Origin of the sequence: Spiroplasma diminutum CUAS-1, from assembly GCF_000439455.1 — a bacterium.
GTDB lineage: Bacteria > Bacillota_I > Bacilli_A > Mycoplasmatales > Mycoplasmataceae > Spiroplasma_A > Spiroplasma_A diminutum.
The window spans coordinates 920,088-945,296 of the sequence record NC_021833.1; the positions used below are offsets into that span (position 1 = coordinate 920,088).

24 protein-coding genes are annotated in these 25,209 nt (G+C 26.8%); 10 read left to right on the forward strand and 14 right to left on the reverse strand.

Annotated elements, in window-relative coordinates:
- Position 1: 1 nt before the first annotated feature.
- From SDIMI_RS04305 to SDIMI_RS04325, 5 genes are read right to left on the reverse strand one after another with little or no spacing between them, the layout of a single operon-like run.
- Positions 2-514 (reverse strand): phosphoribosyltransferase, encoded by a 513-nt coding sequence (locus SDIMI_RS04305; protein ID WP_020836767.1) that lies wholly within the window; start codon positions 512-514, stop codon positions 2-4.
- Positions 507-1,811 (reverse strand): adenylosuccinate lyase, encoded by a 1,305-nt coding sequence (gene purB / locus SDIMI_RS04310; RefSeq protein WP_020836768.1) that lies wholly within the window; start codon positions 1,809-1,811, stop codon positions 507-509. The genes SDIMI_RS04305 and purB overlap by 8 nt, the downstream gene beginning before the upstream one ends.
- A gap of 14 nt (positions 1,812-1,825) precedes the next feature.
- Complete coding sequence (locus SDIMI_RS04315; RefSeq protein WP_020836769.1) at positions 1,826-3,115, reverse strand: adenylosuccinate synthase; 1,290 nt, start codon at positions 3,113-3,115, stop codon at positions 1,826-1,828.
- A 10-nt stretch (positions 3,116-3,125) separates the two neighbouring features.
- The gene (gene pth, locus SDIMI_RS04320) at positions 3,126-3,686 is read right to left on the reverse strand and encodes an aminoacyl-tRNA hydrolase (protein ID WP_020836770.1); all 561 of its coding nucleotides are present in this window, start codon (positions 3,684-3,686) and stop codon (positions 3,126-3,128) included.
- A gap of 1 nt (position 3,687) precedes the next feature.
- The gene (locus tag SDIMI_RS04325; RefSeq protein WP_020836771.1) at positions 3,688-4,725 is read right to left on the reverse strand and encodes a ribose-phosphate diphosphokinase; all 1,038 of its coding nucleotides are present in this window, start codon (positions 4,723-4,725) and stop codon (positions 3,688-3,690) included.
- Positions 4,726-5,041: 316 nt separating this feature from the next.
- On the opposite strand from SDIMI_RS04325, the gene SDIMI_RS04330 reads away from it, so the two are divergent.
- Positions 5,042-6,574 carry an ABC-F family ATP-binding cassette domain-containing protein gene (locus SDIMI_RS04330; RefSeq protein WP_020836772.1) on the forward strand — a complete coding sequence of 511 codons (1,533 nt, stop codon included), beginning with the start codon at positions 5,042-5,044 and terminating at the stop codon, positions 6,572-6,574.
- Between the two features lie 47 nt (positions 6,575-6,621).
- Here the strand turns inward: SDIMI_RS04330 and SDIMI_RS04335 are convergent, their stop codons facing one another.
- The 3 genes from SDIMI_RS04335 to rnmV are packed head-to-tail and all read right to left on the reverse strand — an operon-like array spanning position 6,622 to position 8,631.
- Positions 6,622-7,302, reverse strand: coding sequence for a GHMP family kinase ATP-binding protein (locus SDIMI_RS04335; RefSeq protein ID WP_020836773.1), 681 nt, complete (start codon positions 7,300-7,302; stop codon positions 6,622-6,624).
- On the reverse strand, positions 7,302-8,093 hold the full coding sequence (gene rsmA / locus SDIMI_RS04340; RefSeq protein WP_020836774.1) for a 16S rRNA (adenine(1518)-N(6)/adenine(1519)-N(6))-dimethyltransferase RsmA: 792 nt from the start codon (positions 8,091-8,093) through the stop codon (positions 7,302-7,304). The genes SDIMI_RS04335 and rsmA overlap by 1 nt, the downstream gene beginning before the upstream one ends.
- A 1-nt stretch (position 8,094) precedes the next feature.
- Positions 8,095-8,631: a ribonuclease M5 gene (rnmV, locus tag SDIMI_RS04345; protein ID WP_041618330.1), complete on the reverse strand. Its 537-nt coding sequence runs from the start codon at positions 8,629-8,631 to the stop codon at positions 8,095-8,097.
- A gap of 88 nt (positions 8,632-8,719) precedes the next feature.
- On the opposite strand from rnmV, the gene mreB (SDIMI_RS04350) reads away from it, so the two are divergent.
- The 9 genes from mreB (SDIMI_RS04350) to mreB (SDIMI_RS04390) all read left to right on the forward strand — a co-directional run bounded on the left by mreB (SDIMI_RS04350) (position 8,720) and on the right by mreB (SDIMI_RS04390) (position 20,466).
- Positions 8,720-9,763, forward strand: a complete 1,044-nt coding sequence (gene mreB / locus SDIMI_RS04350; protein ID WP_020836776.1) for a rod shape-determining protein — start codon at positions 8,720-8,722, stop codon at positions 9,761-9,763.
- Between the two features lie 111 nt (positions 9,764-9,874).
- Positions 9,875-10,885 carry a rod shape-determining protein gene (locus SDIMI_RS04355; RefSeq protein ID WP_020836777.1) on the forward strand — a complete coding sequence of 337 codons (1,011 nt, stop codon included), beginning with the start codon at positions 9,875-9,877 and terminating at the stop codon, positions 10,883-10,885.
- Between the two features lie 68 nt (positions 10,886-10,953).
- Positions 10,954-12,609, forward strand: coding sequence for an arginine--tRNA ligase (argS, locus tag SDIMI_RS04360; protein WP_020836778.1), 1,656 nt, complete (start codon positions 10,954-10,956; stop codon positions 12,607-12,609).
- A gap of 210 nt (positions 12,610-12,819) precedes the next feature.
- Complete coding sequence (locus SDIMI_RS04365; RefSeq protein WP_020836779.1) at positions 12,820-14,658, forward strand: ABC transporter ATP-binding protein; 1,839 nt, start codon at positions 12,820-12,822, stop codon at positions 14,656-14,658.
- A gap of 13 nt (positions 14,659-14,671) precedes the next feature.
- Positions 14,672-16,513 (forward strand): ABC transporter ATP-binding protein, encoded by a 1,842-nt coding sequence (locus SDIMI_RS04370; RefSeq protein ID WP_020836780.1) that lies wholly within the window; start codon positions 14,672-14,674, stop codon positions 16,511-16,513.
- 124 nt (positions 16,514-16,637) lie between these two features.
- A complete protein-coding gene (gene mreB, locus SDIMI_RS04375; RefSeq protein WP_020836781.1) occupies positions 16,638-17,669 on the forward strand; it encodes a rod shape-determining protein in 1,032 nt (343 codons plus the stop codon).
- Positions 17,670-17,723: 54 nt separating this feature from the next.
- Positions 17,724-18,776 (forward strand): rod shape-determining protein, encoded by a 1,053-nt coding sequence (gene mreB, locus SDIMI_RS04380; RefSeq protein ID WP_020836782.1) that lies wholly within the window; start codon positions 17,724-17,726, stop codon positions 18,774-18,776.
- Between the two features lie 98 nt (positions 18,777-18,874).
- Entirely contained in the window at positions 18,875-19,336 is a 462-nt protein-coding gene (locus SDIMI_RS04385) for a hypothetical protein (RefSeq protein WP_020836783.1), read from the forward strand.
- 71 nt (positions 19,337-19,407) lie between these two features.
- Positions 19,408-20,466: a rod shape-determining protein gene (gene mreB, locus SDIMI_RS04390; protein ID WP_020836784.1), complete on the forward strand. Its 1,059-nt coding sequence runs from the start codon at positions 19,408-19,410 to the stop codon at positions 20,464-20,466.
- 32 nt (positions 20,467-20,498) lie between these two features.
- On the opposite strand, the gene SDIMI_RS04395 is transcribed toward mreB (SDIMI_RS04390), so the two are convergent.
- From SDIMI_RS04395 to rpmH, 6 genes are read right to left on the reverse strand one after another with little or no spacing between them, the layout of a single operon-like run.
- Positions 20,499-21,293 (reverse strand): TatD family hydrolase, encoded by a 795-nt coding sequence (locus SDIMI_RS04395; RefSeq protein ID WP_020836785.1) that lies wholly within the window; start codon positions 21,291-21,293, stop codon positions 20,499-20,501.
- Positions 21,294-21,300: 7 nt separating this feature from the next.
- A complete protein-coding gene (mnmE, locus tag SDIMI_RS04400; protein ID WP_051132526.1) occupies positions 21,301-22,647 on the reverse strand; it encodes a tRNA uridine-5-carboxymethylaminomethyl(34) synthesis GTPase MnmE in 1,347 nt (448 codons plus the stop codon).
- 53 nt (positions 22,648-22,700) lie between these two features.
- Positions 22,701-23,261 (reverse strand): hypothetical protein, encoded by a 561-nt coding sequence (locus SDIMI_RS04405; protein WP_020836787.1) that lies wholly within the window; start codon positions 23,259-23,261, stop codon positions 22,701-22,703.
- On the reverse strand, positions 23,239-24,447 hold the full coding sequence (yidC, locus tag SDIMI_RS04410) for a membrane protein insertase YidC (RefSeq protein ID WP_020836788.1): 1,209 nt from the start codon (positions 24,445-24,447) through the stop codon (positions 23,239-23,241). The genes SDIMI_RS04405 and yidC overlap by 23 nt, the downstream gene beginning before the upstream one ends.
- Positions 24,448-24,462: 15 nt before the next feature.
- Positions 24,463-24,792 carry a ribonuclease P protein component gene (rnpA, locus tag SDIMI_RS04415; protein WP_020836789.1) on the reverse strand — a complete coding sequence of 110 codons (330 nt, stop codon included), beginning with the start codon at positions 24,790-24,792 and terminating at the stop codon, positions 24,463-24,465.
- An 8-nt stretch (positions 24,793-24,800) separates the two neighbouring features.
- Positions 24,801-24,935 (reverse strand): 50S ribosomal protein L34, encoded by a 135-nt coding sequence (gene rpmH / locus SDIMI_RS04420; RefSeq protein ID WP_020836790.1) that lies wholly within the window; start codon positions 24,933-24,935, stop codon positions 24,801-24,803.
- Positions 24,936-25,209: the final 274 nt, after the last annotated feature.

Here is a 25,209-nt window from a genome sequence, read left to right on the forward strand (position 1 = left end):
ACTATTCTTCGAATGAAAGACTATAAATTCCTTTTAGTCCTCTATAACTTTCTTTATATGTTAAACCATATCCAACTAAGAAAAGATCTTCTATTTTAAAAAGTGAAGTGCTTTCTAATTCTATATTTCTTTCTTTTGTATTTTTTTCAATAAGATTTAAAATTTGAACATTTGCAGGACCTTCGTTTTTTACAAGATTATATAATCTTTCTAATCTATTTCCTTTATTTAAAACGTCATTAACAATAAGAACATTCTTATCTTTTAAAGTATTTTTTAATTCTAAATCAATTAAAACTTCTTCATCTTCTCTGGGATTTGTTACAAATTGAATTGTCACGTCAATTGGTAATTCTCTAATTAAATCAGCTATAAATATAAATGAGCTTGATAAATCAGCTACGATTGTAAGTTGTTGATCTTCATAAGTTTTTCCTAAATCACTTCCAACTTTTGCAATTGCTGCTTTAATTTCTTCTTCAGTGATTAAAGTCACTAATTTTTGATTATCCATAATTCTCCATCACCCTTCTAAACATTTTTTCTACATTTCTTAAGAAAAAATTAATATCAAAAAGATTGTCTATTTCTTCTTGTTCTGCTATAAAATTTTTAATACCATTTTCTATTAAAACTTCTTTAAAATCTCTTTTTGAACTTTGTGCTTCTAATGTACATTTCTGTACAAAATCATAAACTTGTTCTCTTGAAAAATCATAGTTCATTAATATATAAGTCAGTATCCTTTGACTAAAGAATAAGCCCTTTTGCTCATTAATATGTAAATCAATTTTATCTTTATTAATTACCAAATCATTTATGGTAGTGTTCATTCTTTTTGATACATATATAATTATATTATAAATATCTGGAAAAATTAATCTTTCGTTTGAACTATGAGATATATCTCTTTCATGTCATAATACATTGTTTTCAAATGCTGCATTCACAAAAGATCTAGCGTATCTAGAAAGACCACAAATATTTTCTGAACTAATTGGGTTTTTTTTATGAGGCATTGAACTTGATCCTTTTTGACCAATTCCAAATCCTTCACAAATTTCTTGAACCTCACTTCTCTGAAAGTGTCTAATCTCTGTTGAAATTTTTTCCAATGTTGATGCAATATTTGCAATTACAGATATTAAAAAGGCATGTCTATCTCTTTGTGTAACCTGAGTAGATATATTATCAATATTCAAGTTCATTTTATTTGCAACAAATTCTTCAACCTCTATTTCAAGATTGGCATAATTCCCCATTGATCCTGATATTTTAGCTACTTCAATTTGCTTTCTTGCTAATTTTAATCTTTCCAATTGTCTCTTTATTTCATCAAATCACAATAAAAATTTTAATCCAAGTGACGTTGGTTCTCCATACATTCCATGAGTTCTTCCCATTATAATTATATCTTTTGTTTCAATTGCCTTTTGTTTAAGAACTTCTGTCATTTTATTTAATACTTCTTCTAATAAGATATTTGATTGCTGAATCATTTTATTTTGAGCAGTATCAACAATATCTGTTGATGTCAGTCCTAAGTGAATTCATTTCTTTTCTGAACTTAAAGTTTCAGAAATCATCCTTGTAAATGCTACAACGTCATGTTTTGTTTCTTCTTCTATTTCAAGCATTCTTTGTCTGTTAACTTTCGCTTTTGAACAAATTTCTTTAGCATCTTTTTCAGGAATAATTCCTAACTTTACTCATGCATTGACAACTTGAATTTCAACATCTAATCAAATATTCAATTTATTATCTTCTGACCAGATATTTTCAATTTCTTTAATTCCATAACGTTCTATCATTTAATTCACCTCCATTAAAATATATTTTCTAAAATTACTGTTTGCTCTCTATCAGGACCTACAGAAAATCCTGCGATTTTAACTTCACAAATTTTTTCAATCATTTTTAAATAATTTTTTGCTTCATCTGGTAACTGATCAAATGAAGTAACACCAGTTATATCCTCTGATCATCCTGGATTTTCTAAATATACAGGTTTACACATTTCATACATTTGATTTGTACTTGGTACATTGTTAATTTCTTTACCATTTAATTCATACTTAACACATATATTTATTTGATCTATACCTGATAAAACATCAAGTAGAGTTATAAATAATGAATCGATACCCGATGTTCTAATTGCGTGTTTCAAAGCAACTGCATCAAGTCATCCAATTCTTCTTGGACGTTTAGTGTTTGATCCATATTCATGACCACGTTCTCTAATTCCATCACCAATTTCATTTAATAATTCTGTAGGAAAGGCACCTGCCCCAACTCTTGTTGAATAAGCTTTAACAACTCCCATTGTTGAATCAATTAATTTATGACTAATTCCACTTCCTGTTGAAGCATTATTTGCAGATGTATTTGAACTTGTTACATAAGGATAAGTCCCATGGTCAATATCAAGAAGGGCCCCTTGTGCTCCTTCAAATAAAACTTTTTTTCCTTCTTTAATTGCTGTTTCAATAAAAATATCTGTATCAATTATTTTATCTTTAATTTTTTGATAAGCATCCATTAAGTCGTTATATGTTTGATCAAAATCTAATGCTTCAACATTAAACATATTTTTTAAAAATTTCATTTGATAATCAAAAACAATTTTAAATCTCTCTTTAAAATTTTCTTCTCTCAATTCTCCAAGTCTAATTCCTAATCTTGAAACCTTATCTTGATATGCTGGACCAATTCCTCTTTTAGTTGTTCCAATTTTATTTTCACCACGTGCCTCTTCCTGAGCCTCGTCAATTTTAATATGATAAGGTAAAATTAATTGAACTCTATCAGAAATTAATAAATTTCCATAACTAACTCCACTATTTTTAATTACTTCAAATTCCTTTACAAGATTTAATAAATTAACTACACATCCGTTTGCAATAACGCTTGTAACTTTTTTATTAAAAATACCTGAAGGTATTATTGTGACTTTATGTTTTTGACCATTAAAATTAATTACATGACCAGCATTGTCTCCTCCTGCAAATCTAACTACTAAGTCAGCTTTTTGAGCAAAATAGTCAGTCATTTTACCTTTACCTTCGTCTCCTCATTGAGAACCAACAACAACTAATGAATTGTACTTTTGCATTTTTTCTCCTTTAATTATATTTATTCATAATTTTTTTAAGCTCTTTGTCTAAAACAAATTCTTCAACAAAATTTGATATATCAGAAATTTTACTTTTAATTAAATTTAGTTCTTCATTATTCATTTTAGATAATACTCAATCAACTATTTTATATTGGCCTGGTGCTCCAATGCCAATTTTTAATCTATTAAAATTTTCTGTTTTTAAGTGACTTATTATATTTTTAATTCCGTTATGTCCGCCAGAACTGCCGTTTGTTTTAAATCTAATAGTTGATAAATCTAAATCTTTATCGTCATAAATAACTATAAATTCTTCAGTTTTAATTTTGTAATAGCTCATAATACCTGAAATTGCTTCTCCTGAAAGATTCATAAATGTTTGCGGTTTGACAAATAATACTTTCTCTCCTTTTATATTAGAAAAGTAAATCTCAGACTTAAAATCTTCAATACTTTTTTGAAATCCATATTTTTCCAATAAAACATCAATAGCTATGAATCCCGCATTGTGTCTTGTACTTTTATAATTGCTTCCAGGATTACCTAATCCCACAATTAATTTAGGCATATTATTTATTAAATTCCTTTAAATACTGTTCTACTCTTTTAACAATTTCATTTTGTTCATCATTATATACACCTGTTAATGAAGATTTTTCATATGAATTTTGAATCATTCTCGCTAAAAGTTTAGCTACAGAAATGATTTTTAATCCTTTAAATTTTCTTTCTTCAGGAATTTCAATTGTGTCTGTAACAACAACTTGTTTAACAGTTTTATCATTTATAACTGCTTCCATTTTTGAAACTGCTTCTCCATTGAATAATCCGTGACATGCAATTATATAAATGTCTTTTGCACCTTGTTCTTTAAGGGCTTGTGCACCTTTAATGATTGTTCCACCTGTGTCAATCATGTCGTCAATAATAAAACAAGTCTTATCTTTAACATCTCCTAAAATAAATTCTACTTCTGCCTTATTAGGTTCAGGTCTTCTTTTTGCAATTACAGCAATACCATTTGTAATATTTCCTGTATATTTTGCAACCCCATGTACCCTTGTTAAACCACCATGATCTGGTGATACCAATATACATTGTGTAGGATCTAATTTTTTAGTAGATATTGTATCAATAATTTCTGATGCTACAATTTGAGCTGTTGAAAAATTATCTGTAGGAACATTAAAGAATCCCATAATTTGTGCAGAGTGTAAATCAACAGTTATAACTCTATGCACCCCAGCAGTTTCTATTAAATTTGCAACTAATTTAGAAGTAATAGGTTGTCTTCCCTTTGCTTTTCTATCTTGTCTTGCATAACCAAAATAAGGAATAACCACATTTATTTTTGCGGCACTTGCTCTTTTAAATGCATCAACTGCAATTAATAATTCCATTAAATTATCATTTACTGGTTGATTTGTTGATTGAATGATATATATTTCTTGACCTCTTACTGAATCAAGTGATTGTACAATCATTTCTCCATCTAAGAATTTTGAAGTTTTTGCTTGTGATTCTTCAACACCAAGTATTTCACATATTTTTTTTGTTAAGTTTTTGTTTGATGATAAACCGAAAATCATAATGTCTTTTTTGTTCATAAATATAAGTCTCCTTAAATATAATAACAAATTTTTAGACTGCTTTTGATATTTGCTAGATTTTAAAAACATTAAATATGAGAGGTATTTCTTTATAACATACAAGTTAAAATAAAAAGTTTGGGCCTTCTAGACAACGTTTTTTTAATTAGAAGACATTAAAATATTAATATTTAGTCAAAATTAGTGAATTAATTTAATTTAATATATAATAAATAATGAGTTTAAGGGAGTTTTTCAATTAATTACTGCCTTAATTATTCTTTTTTTAAGTCTAATAGACTTTTTTTATTGTAAAAATTATGGAGGAACATATATGGGATTAGTATTTTTAGAAAATTTAACACATGCAAATGGCGGAAAGAAACTATATGATGGAACCAATTTCAGATTAAATAGAGGAGAACATATTGCTTTAATTGGTCCAAATGGAGCTGGAAAAACAACATTATTAAATATAATTGCTGGAAAAATGTTGTCTGATAAAGGAGAATTAAAAATTCATCCTAAAACTAAAATTGGTTACTTAGATCAACATCAAGAAGTTAATTTAGAAGAAACAGTTGATCTATATTTAAAAGGAGCTTTCTCTGAGCTTTTTGAATTAGAAGCAAGGATGAATAAGATTTATGAAGATATGGCAATTGAATATAATGAAGATGATTTGGTTAAAGCATTAAGTTATCAAGATACGCTTAATTTAAATGAGTTTGATTCAATTGATAAGAGAATTGGAAACTTAGTTACTGGTTTAGGTATTGGATTAGATAAACTTGATAAAAAAATGGGTGAATTAAGTGGTGGACAAAGAGGAAAGGTTATTCTTGCTAAACTATTATTAAGTGGAGATGACTTTTTATTACTTGATGAGCCTACAAACTTTTTAGACTTAGAACAAGTAAAATGACTTGCTAAATTTTTACAATCATTTGAAAAAGCATTCATAATGGTTTCACATGATAATGATTTTATAAATAAAACTTGTGGGATTATCTATGCACTTGATAATTTAAAACTAACTAGATATGTTGGAAATTATGATAAATATTTAGAAGAAGCAGAAATACAAAAAGAGCAATATGATAAAGCATTTGCTTCACAACAAAAAGAAATTAAAAAATTAGAAACTTATGTTGCTAAAAATAAAGCAAGGGCCTCAACTGCAAAATCTGCACAATCAAGACAGAAACAACTTGAAAAAATTGATGTTATGCAAGAAAGAAGAGATTTAACTAAACCAAAGTTTAGTTTTTCTTACAAAAGACCAAGCACTAATGTAATTGTTAAAGCTCAAAATTTAATTATTGGATATGATTCAGCACTTTTACATGAACTTAATTTTGAATTAAGAGAAGGTGAAAAATGTATTATCAGTGGAAGAAATGGTATTGGTAAAACAACTTTTTTAAAAACTATGTCTACAGAAATACCTGCTTTCAAAGGTGAGGTTCAACTTGGTAATGCTGTTGAATATGCATACTTTAAACAAATTGAAGATATTAGAGGAATCACTCCAATTAAATACATTATGGACAGATTTGAGGGTATAACTGAATCTGAAGCAAGAGCTAAAATCGCACAATTTGGAGTTAAGAGTGGATTAATGATGCAACCAATGGAAAAACTTTCAGGGGGAGAACAAACTAGAATTAGATTAGCAGCACTAAGTATGATACCGTGTAGTTTATTAGTACTTGATGAACCAACAAACCATATTGATGTTCTTGCAAAAGAAGCATTATTAGAAGCAATAGAAAGTTTTAAAGGTACTGTTATTTTAACAACTCACGATATTAATTTTTCTACAAATTGAGCGAATAGAACTTTAGACTTTTCTGATTTAGTGTAAATTATAAATAATATATTTTCATATAAAATATACTTTAAAAAAACTAGTTACATACGTAAACTAGTTTTTTTAATAAAAGTTGAGCCAGATCCAGTCATTTGGCCATATTCTCTATAATCAGCTAAATTTGGATATAATTTTATTGCTGGTATTTCTAACATGTTATTTTCATATTTGTTTTTTCAAGCTTTTATATCATCAAACTTTTTATAAACTTCAGATGTATTACAATTTATATTTGTAAATATTAAATCACTTTTATAAATCTTTTTGTTGCTTGATATTTCTTTGATCTTATCTCCATAACCTTTTACTTTTGCTGTATGATAACCACTTATAAAATAATAGCAATCACTGCCTATTTCTTTTGCAACTCTTTTTAAAATTCTTTTAGAGTTACTAAAATATTTTATTACAGTTACTGCATTACTACTTCCTCCACCCATTCCAGAACCTAATGGAATATTTTTTTTAATATCAATTTTATAATATTTTGTAATTACATGCTCTTCTCTCAAAATATTTAAAACTTGAAAAATAAAATTATTTTTTTCAAGTTCTTTTATATTACAAGTAATAGTATCAAAACTTTTATTACTTTCCACTATTGTGATCTCATCATATAAATCTTCAACAATAGTAAAGACTGAATTTATTTTGTGTAATATCCCTTTTTTCTTTTTCACTTTTAAATATAAATTAACTTTTGCAAAGCTTTTTAATTTCATTAGTTTACCTCATTATACATTTCTATAAACTGCTCAACATTTATATTCTCGGGTCTTAGATTTTCATTAATATTTATTTTATTTAAAATATCCAAAGCTTTTTCTTTATTGTTTGTTATGTTTGTTAAATTATTAAGAATAGTTTTTCTTTTATTATTAAATAATTTTCTTACAAAGCTTACAAATTTAATATCATCTTTAACTTTTGATAAATTATTCTCATTAAAAGTTAAAGAAATAATAGCTGAATCAACTTTTGGAATTGGTTTAAACATATTTTTGTTAACTGTAAATTCGTATTCAACATTAGAATAAAGTTGAGCTGCTACAGATAGGTTATTGTAATTTTTTTCATTTGCTTTGGCACAAATTCTCTGTGCAACTTCCTTTTGAACCATAAATATAGCTTTATTCAAATTTTTAGAAATACTTAATGTTCTAAAAATAATTTCACTCGTTATATAATAAGGAGTATTTGAAATTAAAGATACTTTTTTAAATTTTTCATTTTGTAATAATTCTTTAAAATTAACTTCTAGACAATCTTTCATAATTAGTTCAAATTTATTTGAACTAATTTCTGAATTTAATATTTGCTCCATATCTCTATCAATTTCAATTGCTATCACTTTTGCAAATCTATTTACAAGTTCTTTAGTTAAAGCACCTCTTCCAGGCCCAATTTCAATTATTAAATGATCTTCATCTTGATCTAATATATCAATAATTTTTTTTATTAAATTTTTATCTGATATAAAATTTTGACCAAATTTCTTTTTTGCAAATTCCATCTTATTCTCCTATTATTTTTTTAATATCTTCTACATTCAAATTCATTAAATTTAATCATTTAAATAATCTTTTTGAATTAATTTTTTCACTTCAATTATATTTTTTAGCAATTTTTTTTCTTGCATCTGATTCAAAAAAATCATTATACAAGAATTCTTTTCAAGTTATACTTTCATTTTCAGTTTCGAATGTAATTAAATTATTTAAAGCATCTTTTATATCTTCTTCTTGAGCTTCTGCAATTCCAATTTTTTTTGAATTAATTATTCTTCTTTTATTGATAAATGCATTAAAACATTTAAAATTAAGATAGGTATTAATAGTGTCACGAATTTTTAAACCAGGTCCATCTGGATCTGTTAGTATTATTACACCACGTACATTATTAACATCCGAAATAAAATTTAATGTATTTTTAGATAAAGCAAGTCCATTGGTTTCAATCGTGTCCACATTATCATTTCCAAATATTTTTTTAAGTTTGATAGTGTCTGTTACACCTTCTACAACTACAACTTGTTTTATTTTCATAAACATACCTTCCCGTGTACAATGCTAGTATTTTAAATACATATATAGTATAATTATACACGAAGGGTTTTTTCTTATAGAGGAGGAAATAAATATGGCATCATGAGATCGTAAAAGAGAATTTGTTGCTTTAGACTTAGGAACAGCTAACGTAGTTGCTTACCTAGGTGGACAAGGTATCATTTATAATGAACCTTCAACTATGGCATACGATATTCACACAAACACAGTTGTGGCATCAGGTGAACAAGCATACGAAATGATCGGAAAAACAAATGAAGACATTAGAATGGTTGTACCATTAGTTGATGGGGTTATAGCAGACCTTGACGCAGCAAAAGATTTAATTAAAATAATCTTTTCACGTATTAAATTATCAGATATCTTAAAAAATGCATTAGTAGTTCTTGCCTGCCCTTCAGGAGTTACTGAATTAGAAAGAAGTGCATTGAAACAAGTTGTTGCAGATATGGGAGCAAGAAATGTTCTTGTTGAAGAAGAAGTTAAATTATCAGCAATCGGAGCTGGAATTAACATTAATATCGCAAGTGGACACTTAGTTGTTGACATTGGTGGAGGAACAACAGATATAGCTATTATTTCAGCTGGAGATATTGTTATTTCAAGATCAATTAAAGTTGCTGGAAATCACTTAGATGAAGAAATAAGAAAATATATTCGTGCTGAATACAACGTATTAATCGGAATTAAAACTGCAGAAAAAATCAAAATTGAAATTGGTGCATTAACAAAAATAGATAATGGACGTACATTCCGTGCATTCGGACGTGATGTTATCTCTGGTTTACCAAGAGAAGTAGTTATCTCACCTGATGAAGTGAAAAACGCTTTATTAGCACCATTCTCAAAAATTACAGACCTAATTGTTGAAGTTATGGAAAACACACCAGCTGAATTAGCTGGAGATATCATTAGAAATGGTATTACAATTTGTGGAGGAGGAGCTTTAATTAGAGGAGTTGATACTTACTTTGAATCAATTTTCCAATTAAAAGTAACTAGAGCTCAAGATCCATTACTAACAGTTATTGAAGGTACAAAAGAATACGAAAAACAAGCAGAAAAATGATTAGAAGTTGTTGCATTACGTGATTCAAGAGAATACAACATTAAATAATAAAAAAGGAAGTAGATAAACTTCCTTTTTTATTTTGTTTTTTGGATTTTTTTGTAGATTATTTCAAAAAAGCGTTTAAACTATTGATATATAGTAAAGTGAGGTAGTCTAGTGGCAAGAGTAAGTTTAAGATCAAGAAAACATATTGCAATTGATATAGGTACAAGCAAAACAAGAATTTTTATTGAGCAATTAGGAATGGTTTTTAATGAAGCTAGCTTGATTGCACAAGATTACAATACTAGGAAAGTAATTGCTATTGGAGATCAGGCAAAGAAATTTGTTGGTAAATTGAGTGGCGCAATGCAAATCAAAAGTTTACTAAAAAGGGGCGTTCTAACTGATATAAATTTATTAAAACAATTTCTTTCAACTGTTTTAAGTAAATATGAGGATGAAGTTAAAAACTCAGTTGTAACTTTAGCATGTCCAATAAGCATGCCATTGTTAGAAAGAAAGGCATTAATTGAAGCGGTAAAATCAATTGGAGCTTCAAATGTCATAGTAGAAGATGATATTAAATTAGCTTTACTAGGAGCTGGTTTTGATATATTTACTTCAAATTCTCTTATGTGTTTAGATTTAGGAGCCGGAAAAACAACAGTTGGTGTTGTTAATAATGGAGAAACAATAAATTTCAAATGATCAAAGGCTTCTGGTGAAGTTATAGATCAAGAAATTATTAAACATTTAAAATCTAAAGAAGGAATTCTTTTGGGAGATATAAGTGCAGAAGCTGTAAAAATAGCTGTTGGTACCATAATTAAAACAAAAGAACCTCTTAAAACAAAAGCATATGGATATGATTTAAACTCTTCAAGACCTAAGGAGATTGAAGTACAAGATAAAGATATATCAAAAATTATATTGTCTGTGTTTGGCAATATAACAACTACAATCACTTCTTTACTTGAAGAAACTCAAAGTGAAGTAGCTGGAGATATCATTAAAAATGGTCTAATTATAACTGGGGGTTTAGCTAAAATTCCTGGAGTGAAATTATTTTTTGAAAACTTTTTTGAAATTCCAGTAACGGTTGCAAAAAACTGTTCCACTTCAACTATCGAAGGTGCAATAATGCATAAAGATAAAACCTTCGATATAATTGAAGAAATGGAATAATTAATAAAAAAATAGGACTTAGTCTTATTTTTTTATTAAAATATAAATGTAGAATTTAGAGGCTAAATATGAATATACTTGTAAATAAAATTAAAATTATTCTTGAAGATGCTGTCAAAAAATTAAAATTAAAAGGTACCATAAGTGTTGAAAGACCAAAATTAATTCAGGATGCTGATTTTGCAACAAACTTTGCCTTAATTAACTCAAAATTAAATGATTCAAATCCAATTCAAATAGCAGAACTTATTGTTAATGAAGTAAAAAGCAATGATCTATTTGAAAATGTAGAATTTGTCAAACCAGGATTTATAAATTTTAGAATTAATAAATCAAATTTATTTGAGGTATTAAATGAAGTATTAAATAAAAAAGAGAATTATGGAAAATCAACTAATAAAAATTTAAAGTATAATCTTGAACTAGTCTCTGCAAATCCAACAGGTTATTTACATGTAGGACATGCAAGAAATGGAGCAATTGGAGATTCTGTTGCAAGAATTTTAAAATTTGCTGGTTATGAGGTTGAAACTGAATATTATACAAATGATGCAGGAAATCAAATAAATATTTCAGCTGCTACTCTTTTCTACCATTACAAAAAAATGCAAGGATTAGACGTTACTAAACCAGACGAAACTTATGGTGGAGATATGTATGAAGAAATTGCACAAATGTTTATTGATGAATACAAAAATAAATTTGAACATATTCAAATAGTTAATAATAAAATAGATGACTTTGAAGTAAATAATCTATTTAGAAGTAAATCAATAGAATTTTTTATGAAAGAAATAAAAAAACAATTAAGTGATTTTGATGTTAATATTGATTTTTATTCAAGTGAAGCGAAAATGTATGAAAATAATTCTATTAATAAAATTATTGATAAATATAAAGAGCTAAATGCAACTTATGAAAAAGAAGATGCATTGTGATTAAAGACAACTCAATTTGGTGATGATAAAGATAGAGTTTTGAAAAAAACTGATGGTACTTTTACTTATATAACCCCAGATATTGCATCACATAGTGATAGGATTGAAAGATCACAAGCCAATAAATATGTAAATTTTTGAGGTGGAGACCATCATGGTTATATTGTAAGATTAAGATCTGGTTTGGCATTGCTTGGATATGACTTTAATTTAGTAGATATAGATATGATTCAAATGGTTAGATTAATGAAAGATGGCCAAGAATATAAAATGTCAAAAAGAAGAGGAACTGCTGTTTGATTAGTTGACTTATTAGAAATGGTAGGAAAAGATTCAATTAGATATATGTTAGTTTCGAAAACTCCATCAAGTCACATGGATTTTGATTTAGATTTAGCTCTAGAAAAGAATTCAAATAACCCTGTTTATTATGCACAATATGCAACTGCAAGATGTAATAAAATAATAAATAATTTTGAAAATCTAGATACTAATATCGATGAAAGTTTAATTTTTGAAACTCAAAAGGAAAAAGAATTAATAATATTATTAGATAGTTTTAATTCAATTGTAGAGTATTCTGCTAGTTCTAGATTACCAAACGTTATTTGTGATTATATTCAATCTCTTTCAAAATTATTTCATTCATACTACTCTGAAACAAAAATTTTGGATAATTCAAATTTAAGACTTTCAAATCAAAAGGTATTACTTGTAAAATCAATATACCAAGTACTATCAAATGCCTTTAATTTAATTGGAATAGATGTAAAAGATAATATGTAATAAAAAAACTGTTTAATATAAGCAGTTTTTTTATTATTTTTAAAGAAATTATTAATACTTGGAATATGTTAAAATAAAATCGTATTGAAAAAATTACTTACAAATATAAGAATATTGATAATATATGGTTTTATGGAGTTTAACGGTAAAATTTAGACTGAAAAATTAGAATATAAATATTTATATTGTATTTTAAGTTAGAGGAGATTTATGAAGGCAAAAAAAATATCAAAAAACACAGAATTTTTTAAAATTGTTGGAAGATATTATTTAAAACAATGAAAACTAACTATATTAATTATAAGTATGGTTTTACTTTTTGCATTGACAAGAATTATGATTCCAATGTTAACTCAACAAATGACAATGAGTATCATTTATGAAGCAAATAAGATCCTAAATAGTAATGCATTACCTCCTAAAGGTTTTTGGGGATTACATTGAAATATTTGTATTTATATTGCACTTGCTGTAGTTTTAATGGATATAATCGCAACATTTTTATTTAACTTCTTTGGTTACTTAATGGGTAGAAAGATTGAAGTTGATTTAAGAAATAGAATTCTTGAAAAATTAGTTAGACAAGATATTTCATATTACTCAGACAAAAAAATTGGTGAATTATTAACAAAAGTTGTTTCAGACACGCAAGTTATTGGAGAATGAGCTGTTAATATACCATCTTCTATTGGTATATCAATATCTCAAATTTTTATAGCTGTAGCTATGACTTTCATATTTGATTGAAAAATAGCAAGTGCAGGATTCACAGTATTTCTAATTATATTAATTATGTTTGTATTTGCATATATGAATACTGTTAAAAAATATGAAAAAATAAGATTAAAAATTGAAGAAGTTAATGGTAATGTAACCGATAGAGTGGCTACAGTTAGGTTAATAAAAACAACTGGAACAGAACAATACGAAGCTGATAAATTTCGAGAAGAACATAAAGGTTATTATAAATTGCAAAAACCAGTTGCTTCTGGACTATCATGAATGTTGACTGTTGTTTTTGCAGGAGAATTTATAATATCTTTTTCTGCTTCAATTTTTGCTGCATTATTTTATGGATTAGGTAATGATCCTGAAAGAGCAAAATATTTCTTTGAAAATACTTTTGCATCATACATGTTAGCTCAAGCAATATTAATTGGTCCACTTTACACTTTACTAAATTCTTCATTTGGTCTAGCTATGTCTGGAGTTGCAGCAATTCAAGTAACTCAAACTCTTAATTCCAAATCAATTATGGACCCACATTATTATGATGGAATAGAAATTAATGAATTAAAAGGAAACATAGTATTTAAAGATGTGGAATTCAGATACCCTGAAAAACCAGAAAAATTAATTCTTCCTAAATTTAATTTTGAATTTAAAGAAGGAACCTCATATGCATTTGTTGGAGAAACAGGAAGTGGTAAATCAACAATAGCCAGATTATTATTAAGATTTTATGATCCTAGTAATGGAGAAATCATAATAAATCATAATAAAAATTTAAAAGATATACATCTATCATCATTTCTAAAATATGTTGGATATGTTGAGCAAGAACCACAAATATTATTTGGAGATGTTTTTGAAAATGTAAAATATGGTAAATTTGAAGCAACTGATGAAGAAGTTATCGAAGCTTGCAAAAAAGCTGAAATTCATAACTTAATTGAAAGTTGACCAGAAGGATATAAAACAATTCTTGGTGAAAGAGGATTTATGTTATCTGGAGGTCAAAAACAAAGACTTGTTATTGCAAGAATGTTTTTAAAGGACCCTCAACTGTTAATTCTAGACGAAGCAACAAGTGCTTTAGATAATATTGTTGAAAAAGAAATTCAAGCAAAATTAAATGAACTTATGAAAAATAGAACAAGTGTTACAATTGCACACCGTTTATCAACAATAAAAAATGTTGATGAAATTATTGTTCTTGGTGCAAATGGAAAAGGTATTGTTCAAAGAGGAACATTTGACGAACTTGTAAATAAACCAGGTCATTTCAAAAATTTATATGATGCTGGTCTAATGAGTGAGAAAAATTAAGGAGGTAGTTGAAATGAAGAAAAGAAAAATTTCAAAAAATAGGGAATTTTTTAGAATAATTGTTAAATATTATTTTAAAGAATGACGATTATCTATACTAATGATTCCCCTATCTGTTATTACTGCACTACTTTTTATTATGATTCCCCTTATAACTCAACAAATAAATATGGATTTAACAAAAACAGAAGAAACTTTACCTGAATTAACAAAAGGAGTCTTTCTTACAGCTTATTGAGGTTTAACTTGACCCACTTTATTACTAATTGCTTTAGGTTGTTTAATCTTGAATACAATGACATCATTTTCAATTAACTATATTGGATATATATTAGCAATAAGAATTGAAATAGATCTTAGAAATAAAATACTTGAAAAACTAGTTAGACAAGATATTTCATACTACTCAGATAAAAAAATTGGAGAAATACTTACAAATGTTATATCTGATGCAAAAATTGTAGGTGATTGGGCAATTAATATACCTTTAGGTGTATTAATTTCATTATTACAAATAACTGTTTCTATCTTAATGACTTTTTTATTGGATTGAAGAATTGCCACTGCTGGTTTAAGTATATTTGTTGTAATACTTATGGCATTTGCATTGTGTTATATATTTGCTGTTATAAAATATGAAAAAATAAGAAAAACATTAGAAAAAACTAATGGTGATGTTATTGATAGAGTTGTATCAATAAGATTAATAAAAGCATCTGGGACTGAAGCTTACGAAACTGAAAATTTTAAAGAAAAACATGTTGATTATTATAATCAATCAAAACCATTTGCTGGTTGATTATCAAGTTTATTAACAGTTGTCTTTGCAGGAGACTTCTTAATATCTTTCACTTCACCTATATTTGCAGTTATATTTTATGGTTCATCAAGTAATCCAGAACCAACATTAGAATTTTTTAAATATACCTTTGCAGCTTATACATTAGCTCAAAGTCTAATGATTGGTCCTCTATTCACACTATTGAATATGTCTGGTGGATTAGTTGGAGCTGGTATTGCAGCTTCAAGAATTTCAACTACTTTAGAAAAAGATTCAATTCTTGATCCACACTACTATGATGGAATAAAAGTTGAATCATTAAAGCAAAATATAATATTCAAAGATGTAGAATTCAGATATCCTGAAAAACCTAAAAAAGTAATACTTCCTAAATTTGACTTTACATTTGAATATGGAAAATCATATGCTTTCGTTGGGGAAACAGGAAGTGGTAAATCAACAATAGCAAAATTATTACTTAGACTTTATGATCCTTCTGATGGGAAAATAATAATTAATAATGACAATGATTTAAAAGATGTTAACCTACAAAGTTATTTAAAATTCATTGGTTATGTTGAGCAAGAACCACAAATATTATTTGGAGATGTTTTTGAAAATATAAAATATGGAAGTTTTGAAGCAACTGATGAAGAAGTTATTGAAGCTGCTAAAAAAGCTGAATTAGATAATTTAGTAAATACTTGACCAGACGGATATAAAACAATTCTTGGTGAAAGAGGATTTATGTTATCTGGAGGTCAAAAACAAAGACTTGTTATTGCAAGAATGTTTTTAAAAAATCCTCAATTATTAATTTTAGACGAAGCAACAAGTGCTTTAGATAATATTGTTGAAAAAGAAATTCAAGCAAAATTAAATGAGCTTATGAAAAATAGAACAAGCGTTACAATTGCACATCGTTTATCAACAATAAAAAATGTTGATGAAATTATTGTTCTTGGTGCAAATGGAAAAGGTATTGTTCAAAGAGGAACATTCAAGGAATTAATATCAACAGATGGTCATTTTAAAAATTTATATGACGCTGGTCTAATGGGAAAAGAAAAATAAATCAATATAAAGTGGAGATTGCAACTTCACTTTTTTTATGTTAAAATCATCTCAGATTATATATTCTAGTTTAAATAGAAATATATAATTCACTTATTTAAAAATATAAAAGGAGAAAAACAGTATGGCAAATAAAAAACCAACATTCGTTTCAATGGACCTTGGTACAGCAAATACATTAGTATACATTGCTGGACAAGGTATCGTTTATAACGAACCATCAATCGTAGCTTATAGAATAAAAGAAAATAAAATTATTGCTGTAGGTGAAGAAGCATACAAAATGATCGGTAAAGGAAACAAAACTATTCGTGTTGTAAGACCAATGGTTGACGGAGTTATTACAGACATTAGAGCTACTGAAGCTCAATTGAGATACATCTTCTCAAAATTAAGAATTACAAAACAATTAAAACATTCAATCATGTTATTAGCATGTCCTTCAGTTATTACTGAATTAGAAAAAACAGCTCTTAAAAAGATTGCTGTTAACTTAGGAGCAGACCAAGTATTCGTTGAAGAAGAAGTAAAAATGGCTGCTTTAGGTGGTGGAGTAAATATTTATGCTCCAACAGGAAATTTAATAGTTGATATGGGTGGAGGAACAACTGATATAGCTGTATTAGCATCAGGAGATATCGTTCTATCAAAATCAATTAAAGTTGCTGGAAACTACTTAAACGATGAATGTCAAAAATTCATTCGTTCACAATACGGATTAGAAATCGGATCAAAAACTGCTGAATCAATTAAAGTTAATGTTGGTTCATTAGCAAAATACCCAGATGAAAGACGTATGAAAGTTTACGGACGTGACGTTGTTTCTGGATTACCAAGAGAAATCGAAATTACTCCAGAAGAAGTACGTGAAGTATTAAAAGTACCAGTATCAAGAATTATTGACTTAACAGTTCAAGTTTTAGAAGATACACCACCTGAATTAGCTGGAGATATCTTTAGAAACGGAATTACAATCTGTGGTGGTGGAGCCCTAATTAGAGGAATCGACAAATATTTCGCAGATACATTACAATTACCAACAAAAATTGGTGAACAACCATTATTAGCCGTTATTAACGGAACTAAAAAATTCGAAAGTGAAATCTGAGAAATTATTAAAACTCAAAGATTACATGACGATATAATGGGTAGATAATTTATTTCCTAGTTTTATAAAGTTTAAAAATTTTAAAAAATAAGGAGGTTTATTATGTACAAACAATTTAATAGACCATTCATTTCCCTGGATCTTGGAACTAGCAACATTCTTGCCTATGTTTCAGGTCAGGGAATTGTTTATAATCAGCCAAGTTTGATGGCATATGATGTTAGAACAAATAAGTTAATTGCTATTGGACAAGATGCTTATGAAATGGTCGGAAAAACAAATGACAACGTAAGACTTATAACTCCATTAATAGATGGTGTTATTGCAGATTTAGATGCTGCACAAGATTTATTAAAACACATTTTTGATAGATTAAAAATGATGAACTTTTGAAAAAATTCAATTGTTGTACTAGCTTGTCCATCTGGTGTAACTGAATTAGAGAGAGATGCTCTAAAAATGGTTGCAAAAGATATGGGAGCAAGTTTAGTTGTTGTTGAAGAAGAAGTAAAAATGTCTGCTCTTGGAGCTGGTGTTAACATAGAAATGCCAATGGGTCATTTAATTGTTGATATTGGAGGAGGAACAACTGATATAGCTATTATTTCAGCTGGAGATATTGTTATTTCAAGATCAATTAAGGTTGCAGGAAATGCTTTTAATGAAGAAATTTTAAAATATGTTAGAGCTGAATACAATATATCAATTGGTTCAAAAACTGCTGAAAATATTAAAAAAAGTATTGGGTCATTGGTTAAATATCCAAACGAAAGATCAATTCAAATTTATGGAAGAGATATAATTTCTGGATTACCCAAAGAAGTTACAGTTAATTCAGAAGAAGTTAGAAATATTTTATTAGGATCTTTTAGTAAAATAACTGATCTAGTAATAGAAATAATGGAAAATACACCTCCTGAATTAGCTGGAGATATCATGAAAAATGGTATGGTGTTATGTGGTGGTGGAGCATTAGTAAGAAATATTGATAAATATTTCTTTGATATTTTCCAATTACCAACAAAAATAGCTGCAGATCCTCTTAACTGTGTTATTGAAGGAACAAAAGCTTATGAAAAAATTATACTAAAACGTGTTGAATCAGGTGAATATGACGCAAGTCAAGAAACTTATCTTCAAACATTAAAAAAATAGAGATCTAATCTCTATTTTTTTAATAAAATATTTTTTTCTTTCCATTAATGTATTTTTTATATCTTATATATGTTATTTTATTTTTAAATGAGGTACACATGGAAAAAGAATTAATAAAATTATCTGATAAAGATGATATATCATATGAACTGATATCTGAAATAATCTATAAGTATTTTACCCATGATGGTAAAAATATATTGAAAGGTTCTGATTATAGAATTAATAATAATCAAAGAGTTTGATTTATAAATTTTGCTCATATTAAAAAAATAAAGCAAATAATAGAAAAAGAAAAATATGCCATTTATCCATCTGATGATTTAAATGAAATCTTTTTATTTAATGATACATTAAGCCAAAAAATGTTAGAACAAAAATATGAAAAATTAAATAATAATGATGAAATTATAGTGTTTGCAAAATTCAAAGATAATTCGAAATATGAAGGATATAAGTTTATTGGAATCTTTTCTTTACAAGGAAAAGTAAACAAGAAACCTAATCATTTATTATTTAAAAAGATTAAAAATGATTTTATTTTAAGAAAAGGAAAATAAACCCCCTTGTTTTCTATATTTAAAAAGGGTATAATTAAATTACATATTTTATTATGGCACAGGAGGTATTTATGAAAATAGATGAACGTACATTTATAGCCCTAGATTTAGGAACAAGTAATATTTTGGCTTTCGTTGGAAGACAAGGTATTGTTTATGATGAACCATCAATTATGGCATACGACAACATGACAAATTCATTAGTTGCGCTTGGTGGAGATGCATACAACATGATTGGTAAAACACATGAAAATATTAGAATGGTAGTACCAATTAAAGATGGTGTTATTACAGATTTAGATGCAGCAAAAGACATGTTAAAACACGTATTTGGTAAATTAAAAATGCTAAATGACTGAAAAAATTCAATTATTTTATTGGCTTGTCCAAGTGAAGTAACTGAATTAGAAAGAGAAGCTTTAAAACAAGTTGCTTATGACATGGGAGCTGAAATCGTTATTGTTGAAGAAGAAGTAAAAATGGCAGCTTTAGGAGCTGGAATTAACATTGATGTTCCTAGAGGAAACATTGTTATTGATATCGGAGGAGGAACTACTGATATAGCTATTATTTCAGCTGGTGATGTTGTTATCTCAAGATCAATTAAAGTTGCTGGAAATGCACTAGATGATGAAATCAAAAAATACATTAGATCAGAATACAATGTTACAATTGGTGACAGAAGTGCTGAGGATGTTAAAAAAGAACTTGGTTCATTAGCAAAATATAAAGGTGAAAGAACAATGTCTGTATTTGGTAGAGATATAGTTTCTGGATTACCAAAAGAGGCAATTATTAGTTCAGAAGAAATTAGAAATGTATTAGTAAATGCATTTAGTAGAATTACTGACTTATTAATTGAATTAATGGAAAATACACCTCCTGAATTAGCTGGAGATATTATCTCAAACGGATTTACAATATGTGGTGGTGGATCACAAATTAGAGGAATTAAAGAATACTTTAATGGTATATTCTCTGTTCCTTGTCATATTTCACCTAACCCTTTAACAGGAGTTATTGAAGGTGCAAAAGTATTCCAAAAAATCGTTAATAATAGAATAGAAAACGGTTACTACGGGAAAAATGCTAAAAATGTTAAAAAAGGAAGTCAAAGTTCATACTTATAAAATAAAAAAATGGTTTAATTAAACCATTTTTTTTATGCTAACTTAAATACCTTTAAAGCATTATTAGTTGTTGCTTCTATAACATCAGTCTTATTTAGCTTCTTAATATTTGCTATTTTTTCAATTGTAAATGCAATATTCTTTGACATATTTAACTTGCCTCTTTTCGGTTCAGGAGTTAGATATGGTGCATCAGTTTCAACAATTATTTCATTTAAGGATAATTTTTCAACTGTTTCTTGTAAAGAAGTAGCGTTTTTAAAAGTTACTACTCCAGGTATAGAAATTAAATAACCTCTTTTAACAAATTTTTTTGCCAATTCAATTCCTCTTGTATAACAATGAACAATTGCTCTTTTAACATTTAAATTATCTAATATTTCTAGAGCATCTAAATAAGCACTTTCTGACCCATCTTTATCTCTTAAGTGCATCATAACTGCAAGGTCATTTTTCTGAGCTATCTTAATTTGCTCAATAAAAAACTCTTTTTGAATTTCTTTATGTTCATCACTATAATAATAATCCAATCCAACTTCACCAATTGCAACAACATTATCACTATTTGCCATTACATCTATTTCTTCTAAATCCCCTTTAGTAAATTTAGTTACATCATTTGGGTGAATACCAACTGCTGCATAGACATTTGGATATTTTAAAGCATATTTGCAAGCCTCTTTTGAAGATTTTATATCAAAACCTACACAACAAAAATGTGTAACTCCATTAACTTTAGCTTCCTTTATCATTTCTGATACTTCAAAATCATTTTCTTTATATACTTCATCATTAAAATGTGTATGTGTATCAAATATTCCAGCCATTTTTTCCCTACTTTCCTAAGCAATATTTTCTAAATATATTGTCAATAACTTCTTCATCTGCATCATAAATTCCTAATAAATTATTTATTATTTTTAATATTTCATATAAATCAACATTTATTAAATCTGTTGTAAAACCTTGATTTATATTTTCCTCAGAATTACTTAATAATTTTAAAATGTTTTTAAACATTTCAATATGAAATGAGTTTGATAATATAGGAACCTCAATCTCTAAAAGATCACCATTATCAAATTCATTCTCTATTCATTGAATAAGATTTTTTATATCTGAATTTAGTGCAGAAACAGCAACAATATTATTAAATTTTCCTTTAATATCTTCGATTTCATTCATATTTAATAACTCTGCTTTATTTAAAACAACTATATGTTTTTTATTTTTTATTTTTTCATATAATTCATAATTAATTTTACTCTTATTTATTACAAATAAAATAAGATTTGAACTTTCAATTAGAGATATACTCTTTTCAATACCAATTTGTTCAACCTTATCATTAGTATTTCTAATTCCTGCAGTATCAATTAAATTTAAAGTAAAGTTATCAAAATTTAATTGTCCTTCTACTATATCTCTTGTAGTTCCTTCAAAATCTGTTACTATAGCTTTTTCTTCAGAAATTAGAGAATTTAATAATGAAGATTTACCAACATTTGTTTCCCCTAAAATTAATGTATTAATCCCATGATTTAAAATATTAAATCTTTTACTAACCTCAAGAATTTTTAAAGTATCATTTTTTAAAATTTGTAAATCTGTTTTAATTTCTTCAGCACTTGATCCTTCAACATCATCATAATCTGGATAATCAATTGAGGTTTGAATTTTTGAAATAATATCAATTAGTTTTATTTTCATTTCTTGCAATGCTCTATTATTTTTTCCTTCTAGATTCATTGCACTAATTTTAAGTGCTAATTCATTTTTTGAATCAATTAAATTATTTATTGATTCGGCTTGAATTAAATTTATCTTTCCATTTAAATACGCTCTTTGGGAAAACTCTCCTGGGAGTGCTGGTCTTGCACCATATGAAATTAGTAAAGAAATTATTTTTTTAGTTAATAAAATTCCTCCATGACAGTGAATTTCAACAATGTTTTCTCCTGTAAACGATTTACCATTTACAAAAGTTAATATTAAAGACTCGTCAATAATATCATTACCATCATAAATTTTTCTTATTTGCATTTTATTATTATTTTCCAATTTTTTAGAAATAATTTTATTAGTTATTTCTAATGCTTGTTCTCCAGATAATCTTATTATTGATATTGCTTGTCTTGCAATTTTTGTTGAACAAGCAACAATTGTGTCATTTAAGTTTATTTTCATATATATCATCTTCCCAATCTTGATTATAACAAAAGAAAACCAGAATTTTATTTTTCTGGTTTGTATATTAATTTAACTTTTCTATCTCCAATGCTTCCAATTGTTTTAACTTTGATATTATTATATTTTCTTAATACATAATTTATATCTTTTCTAAGTTTTTTTGGATAAGGTGGTAAAAGTACTTCTTGCTTTGTTTTAAGAACTTCACTAATTTTTTTATGGAGTTCATTTAATGTAAAATTAACTTTATTTATATTTGCTATATTAAAATCAATTAAATCAAATTCAATTTTCATATTTCATTTAATAAGAAATATTGATTTTATAAAAATAATTATATTTTTCTTTAATTTTTCATTTAAATTTAACTTTGATTTATAAGCTATTACATTTCTATTTTTAAATTTCATATGAAAGATAGAAATCAAACTTATTTCACACATCTTTTTTAACTGCTCATTTAAAAAATGTAAAATATCAAGTCTTTCCTTAGTTGAGATAAATAAAATCACTTCATTCGAGTTATTGCAAAATACTAAATTAGTTTTTGGCTTTTTACTTATTAAGAAGTGATTAATTTTATTATTTTTTATTTTTAGCTTCATTTGAAACTTTAGCAGCTAATGTTTTGTTTTTTAAGATTTGTTTTTCTCTCTTTTTCTTAATTCTTGCAGGTCGAGTTTCTTTTAAGAAATGGAAACTCAATGTTTGAATAATTTGGAAAGTTGAAGAGAAAATTCAATATATGGCTACTCCCGAAGCAATATTAAATACAACGAATAGGAATACAACCATAAATACTATTTGCATTATTAATTGTTTTCTTTTTGCTTTTTTCTGTTGTTCAGATTCCAATTTTGGTTTCTTTTTAAACATTTGGAGTATCATTGGAAGCATCATTGATCCAATTTGTAATGGTAGATATACCACTATTAAGGTTAGATATATTCAATTCCCTTGTTTAATTTGTTCAAAAGGAACCTCAACTAATGTAATTTCTCCTATTGTTGCTACTTTAAGTGCATGAGTTGCTCTTACAACAGAGAACATAGCAAATAAGAATGGCATAGATAAGAATGAAGTTGCAATTGAACTCATTGGACTAATACCTTCTTTTTTGTATAAAGACATTAATTCCATTTGTTGTTTTTGTTTTGCACTTGGATCTGAGGAATTTTTATATTTCTCTTGAATTTCAGCTTGTTTAGCTTGTAAACCTTGCATTTTTTCTTGATTTAATTGAGTTTTTCACGTAAATGCAAGTGTAATACCTCTAATTAGTATTGATGTAATTAGTATTGCAAATAAAGCTGAAACACCATATGTGCTTGATTGTGGATCTAATCCATTTGCTCCATGAGTAGAAAATAAACTAATAAATGCTACCAAGATTCAAGCAAGTGGATAAACGAAGAATCCATAAAATGGTGATGAAGTAACATAAAATGCTTGACCTCAATTTGATATTGGATTAAATGCATATTCAACTAATTCACCATTATTATTTATTTGAAATCAATGGGTTTTTGAACTTCAATCTCCCAAAGATTTAATAATAATTTCAAAAGATACTCCTGGTGAATATATTTTATTCCCAGCCATATCAGTTACTGTATTAACAGTATATTCAGGTTGATACATTTGTACACAACCTCAAAGCATTGAAACAATAATAAATACAAATAATATCAATTTTACTCAAACCCAAGTTAATTTTAAATAGTCTTTTGGGCCCTTTTTCTTATTTGAATTGTTATTATTTAGGTATTTAGAATAGTCCTGTTTATACAAGATATTCACCTCTCTTTATTTTATTAATAATAGAGACTTTCTAAGTTCGTTTAAATTGTCCTCATAACTTTTTTTCAGAAATAATCCTCTTGCTATTAAAACAACATCAACATCCTTATTATTTTGCTCAATTAATAATTCAAAAATCATAGATCTCATTTGTCTCTTGATTTTATTTCTCAATACAGCATTACCCATTTTTTTCCCCACAGATATGCCATATCTAAATCTTTTTAAAGTATTTTTTTTAAAATAAATCACTAATCCTTTTGATTTAATAAATCTTTTTGATCCAATAATATTTTGAAATTCGTGATTTTTTTTAATTATATTTATATTCTTCATATCAATTACTAAGCAGTAAGTTTAGCTCTACCTTTAGCTCTTCTTGCTTTAATAACTTTTCTACCATTTTTAGTTGCCATTCTAGCTCTAAAACCATGAGTTCTAGCATGCTTGATTTTACTTGGCTGTCAAGTTCTTTTCATAAAATTACCTCCTTTTTTTAAACAAAACTTCATTTAAGATTATAACTTAAAACATATGGTTTTTTTAAGTAATATTGCAATTTTGTGTAACTTTTAATAACTTTCTAATAATTTTTGTATGTGGATAACTCAATTTTAATTAGTAAAAAAGGGTATTTTTAAATAAAGTTCTCCCCATTTTAGACTAATTTTTATGAAATTTATAATTTATCCACATTAAAACAATGTGGATAACTTATAATCTAAGTGTTATATCCAAGGAGAAAACAATAAA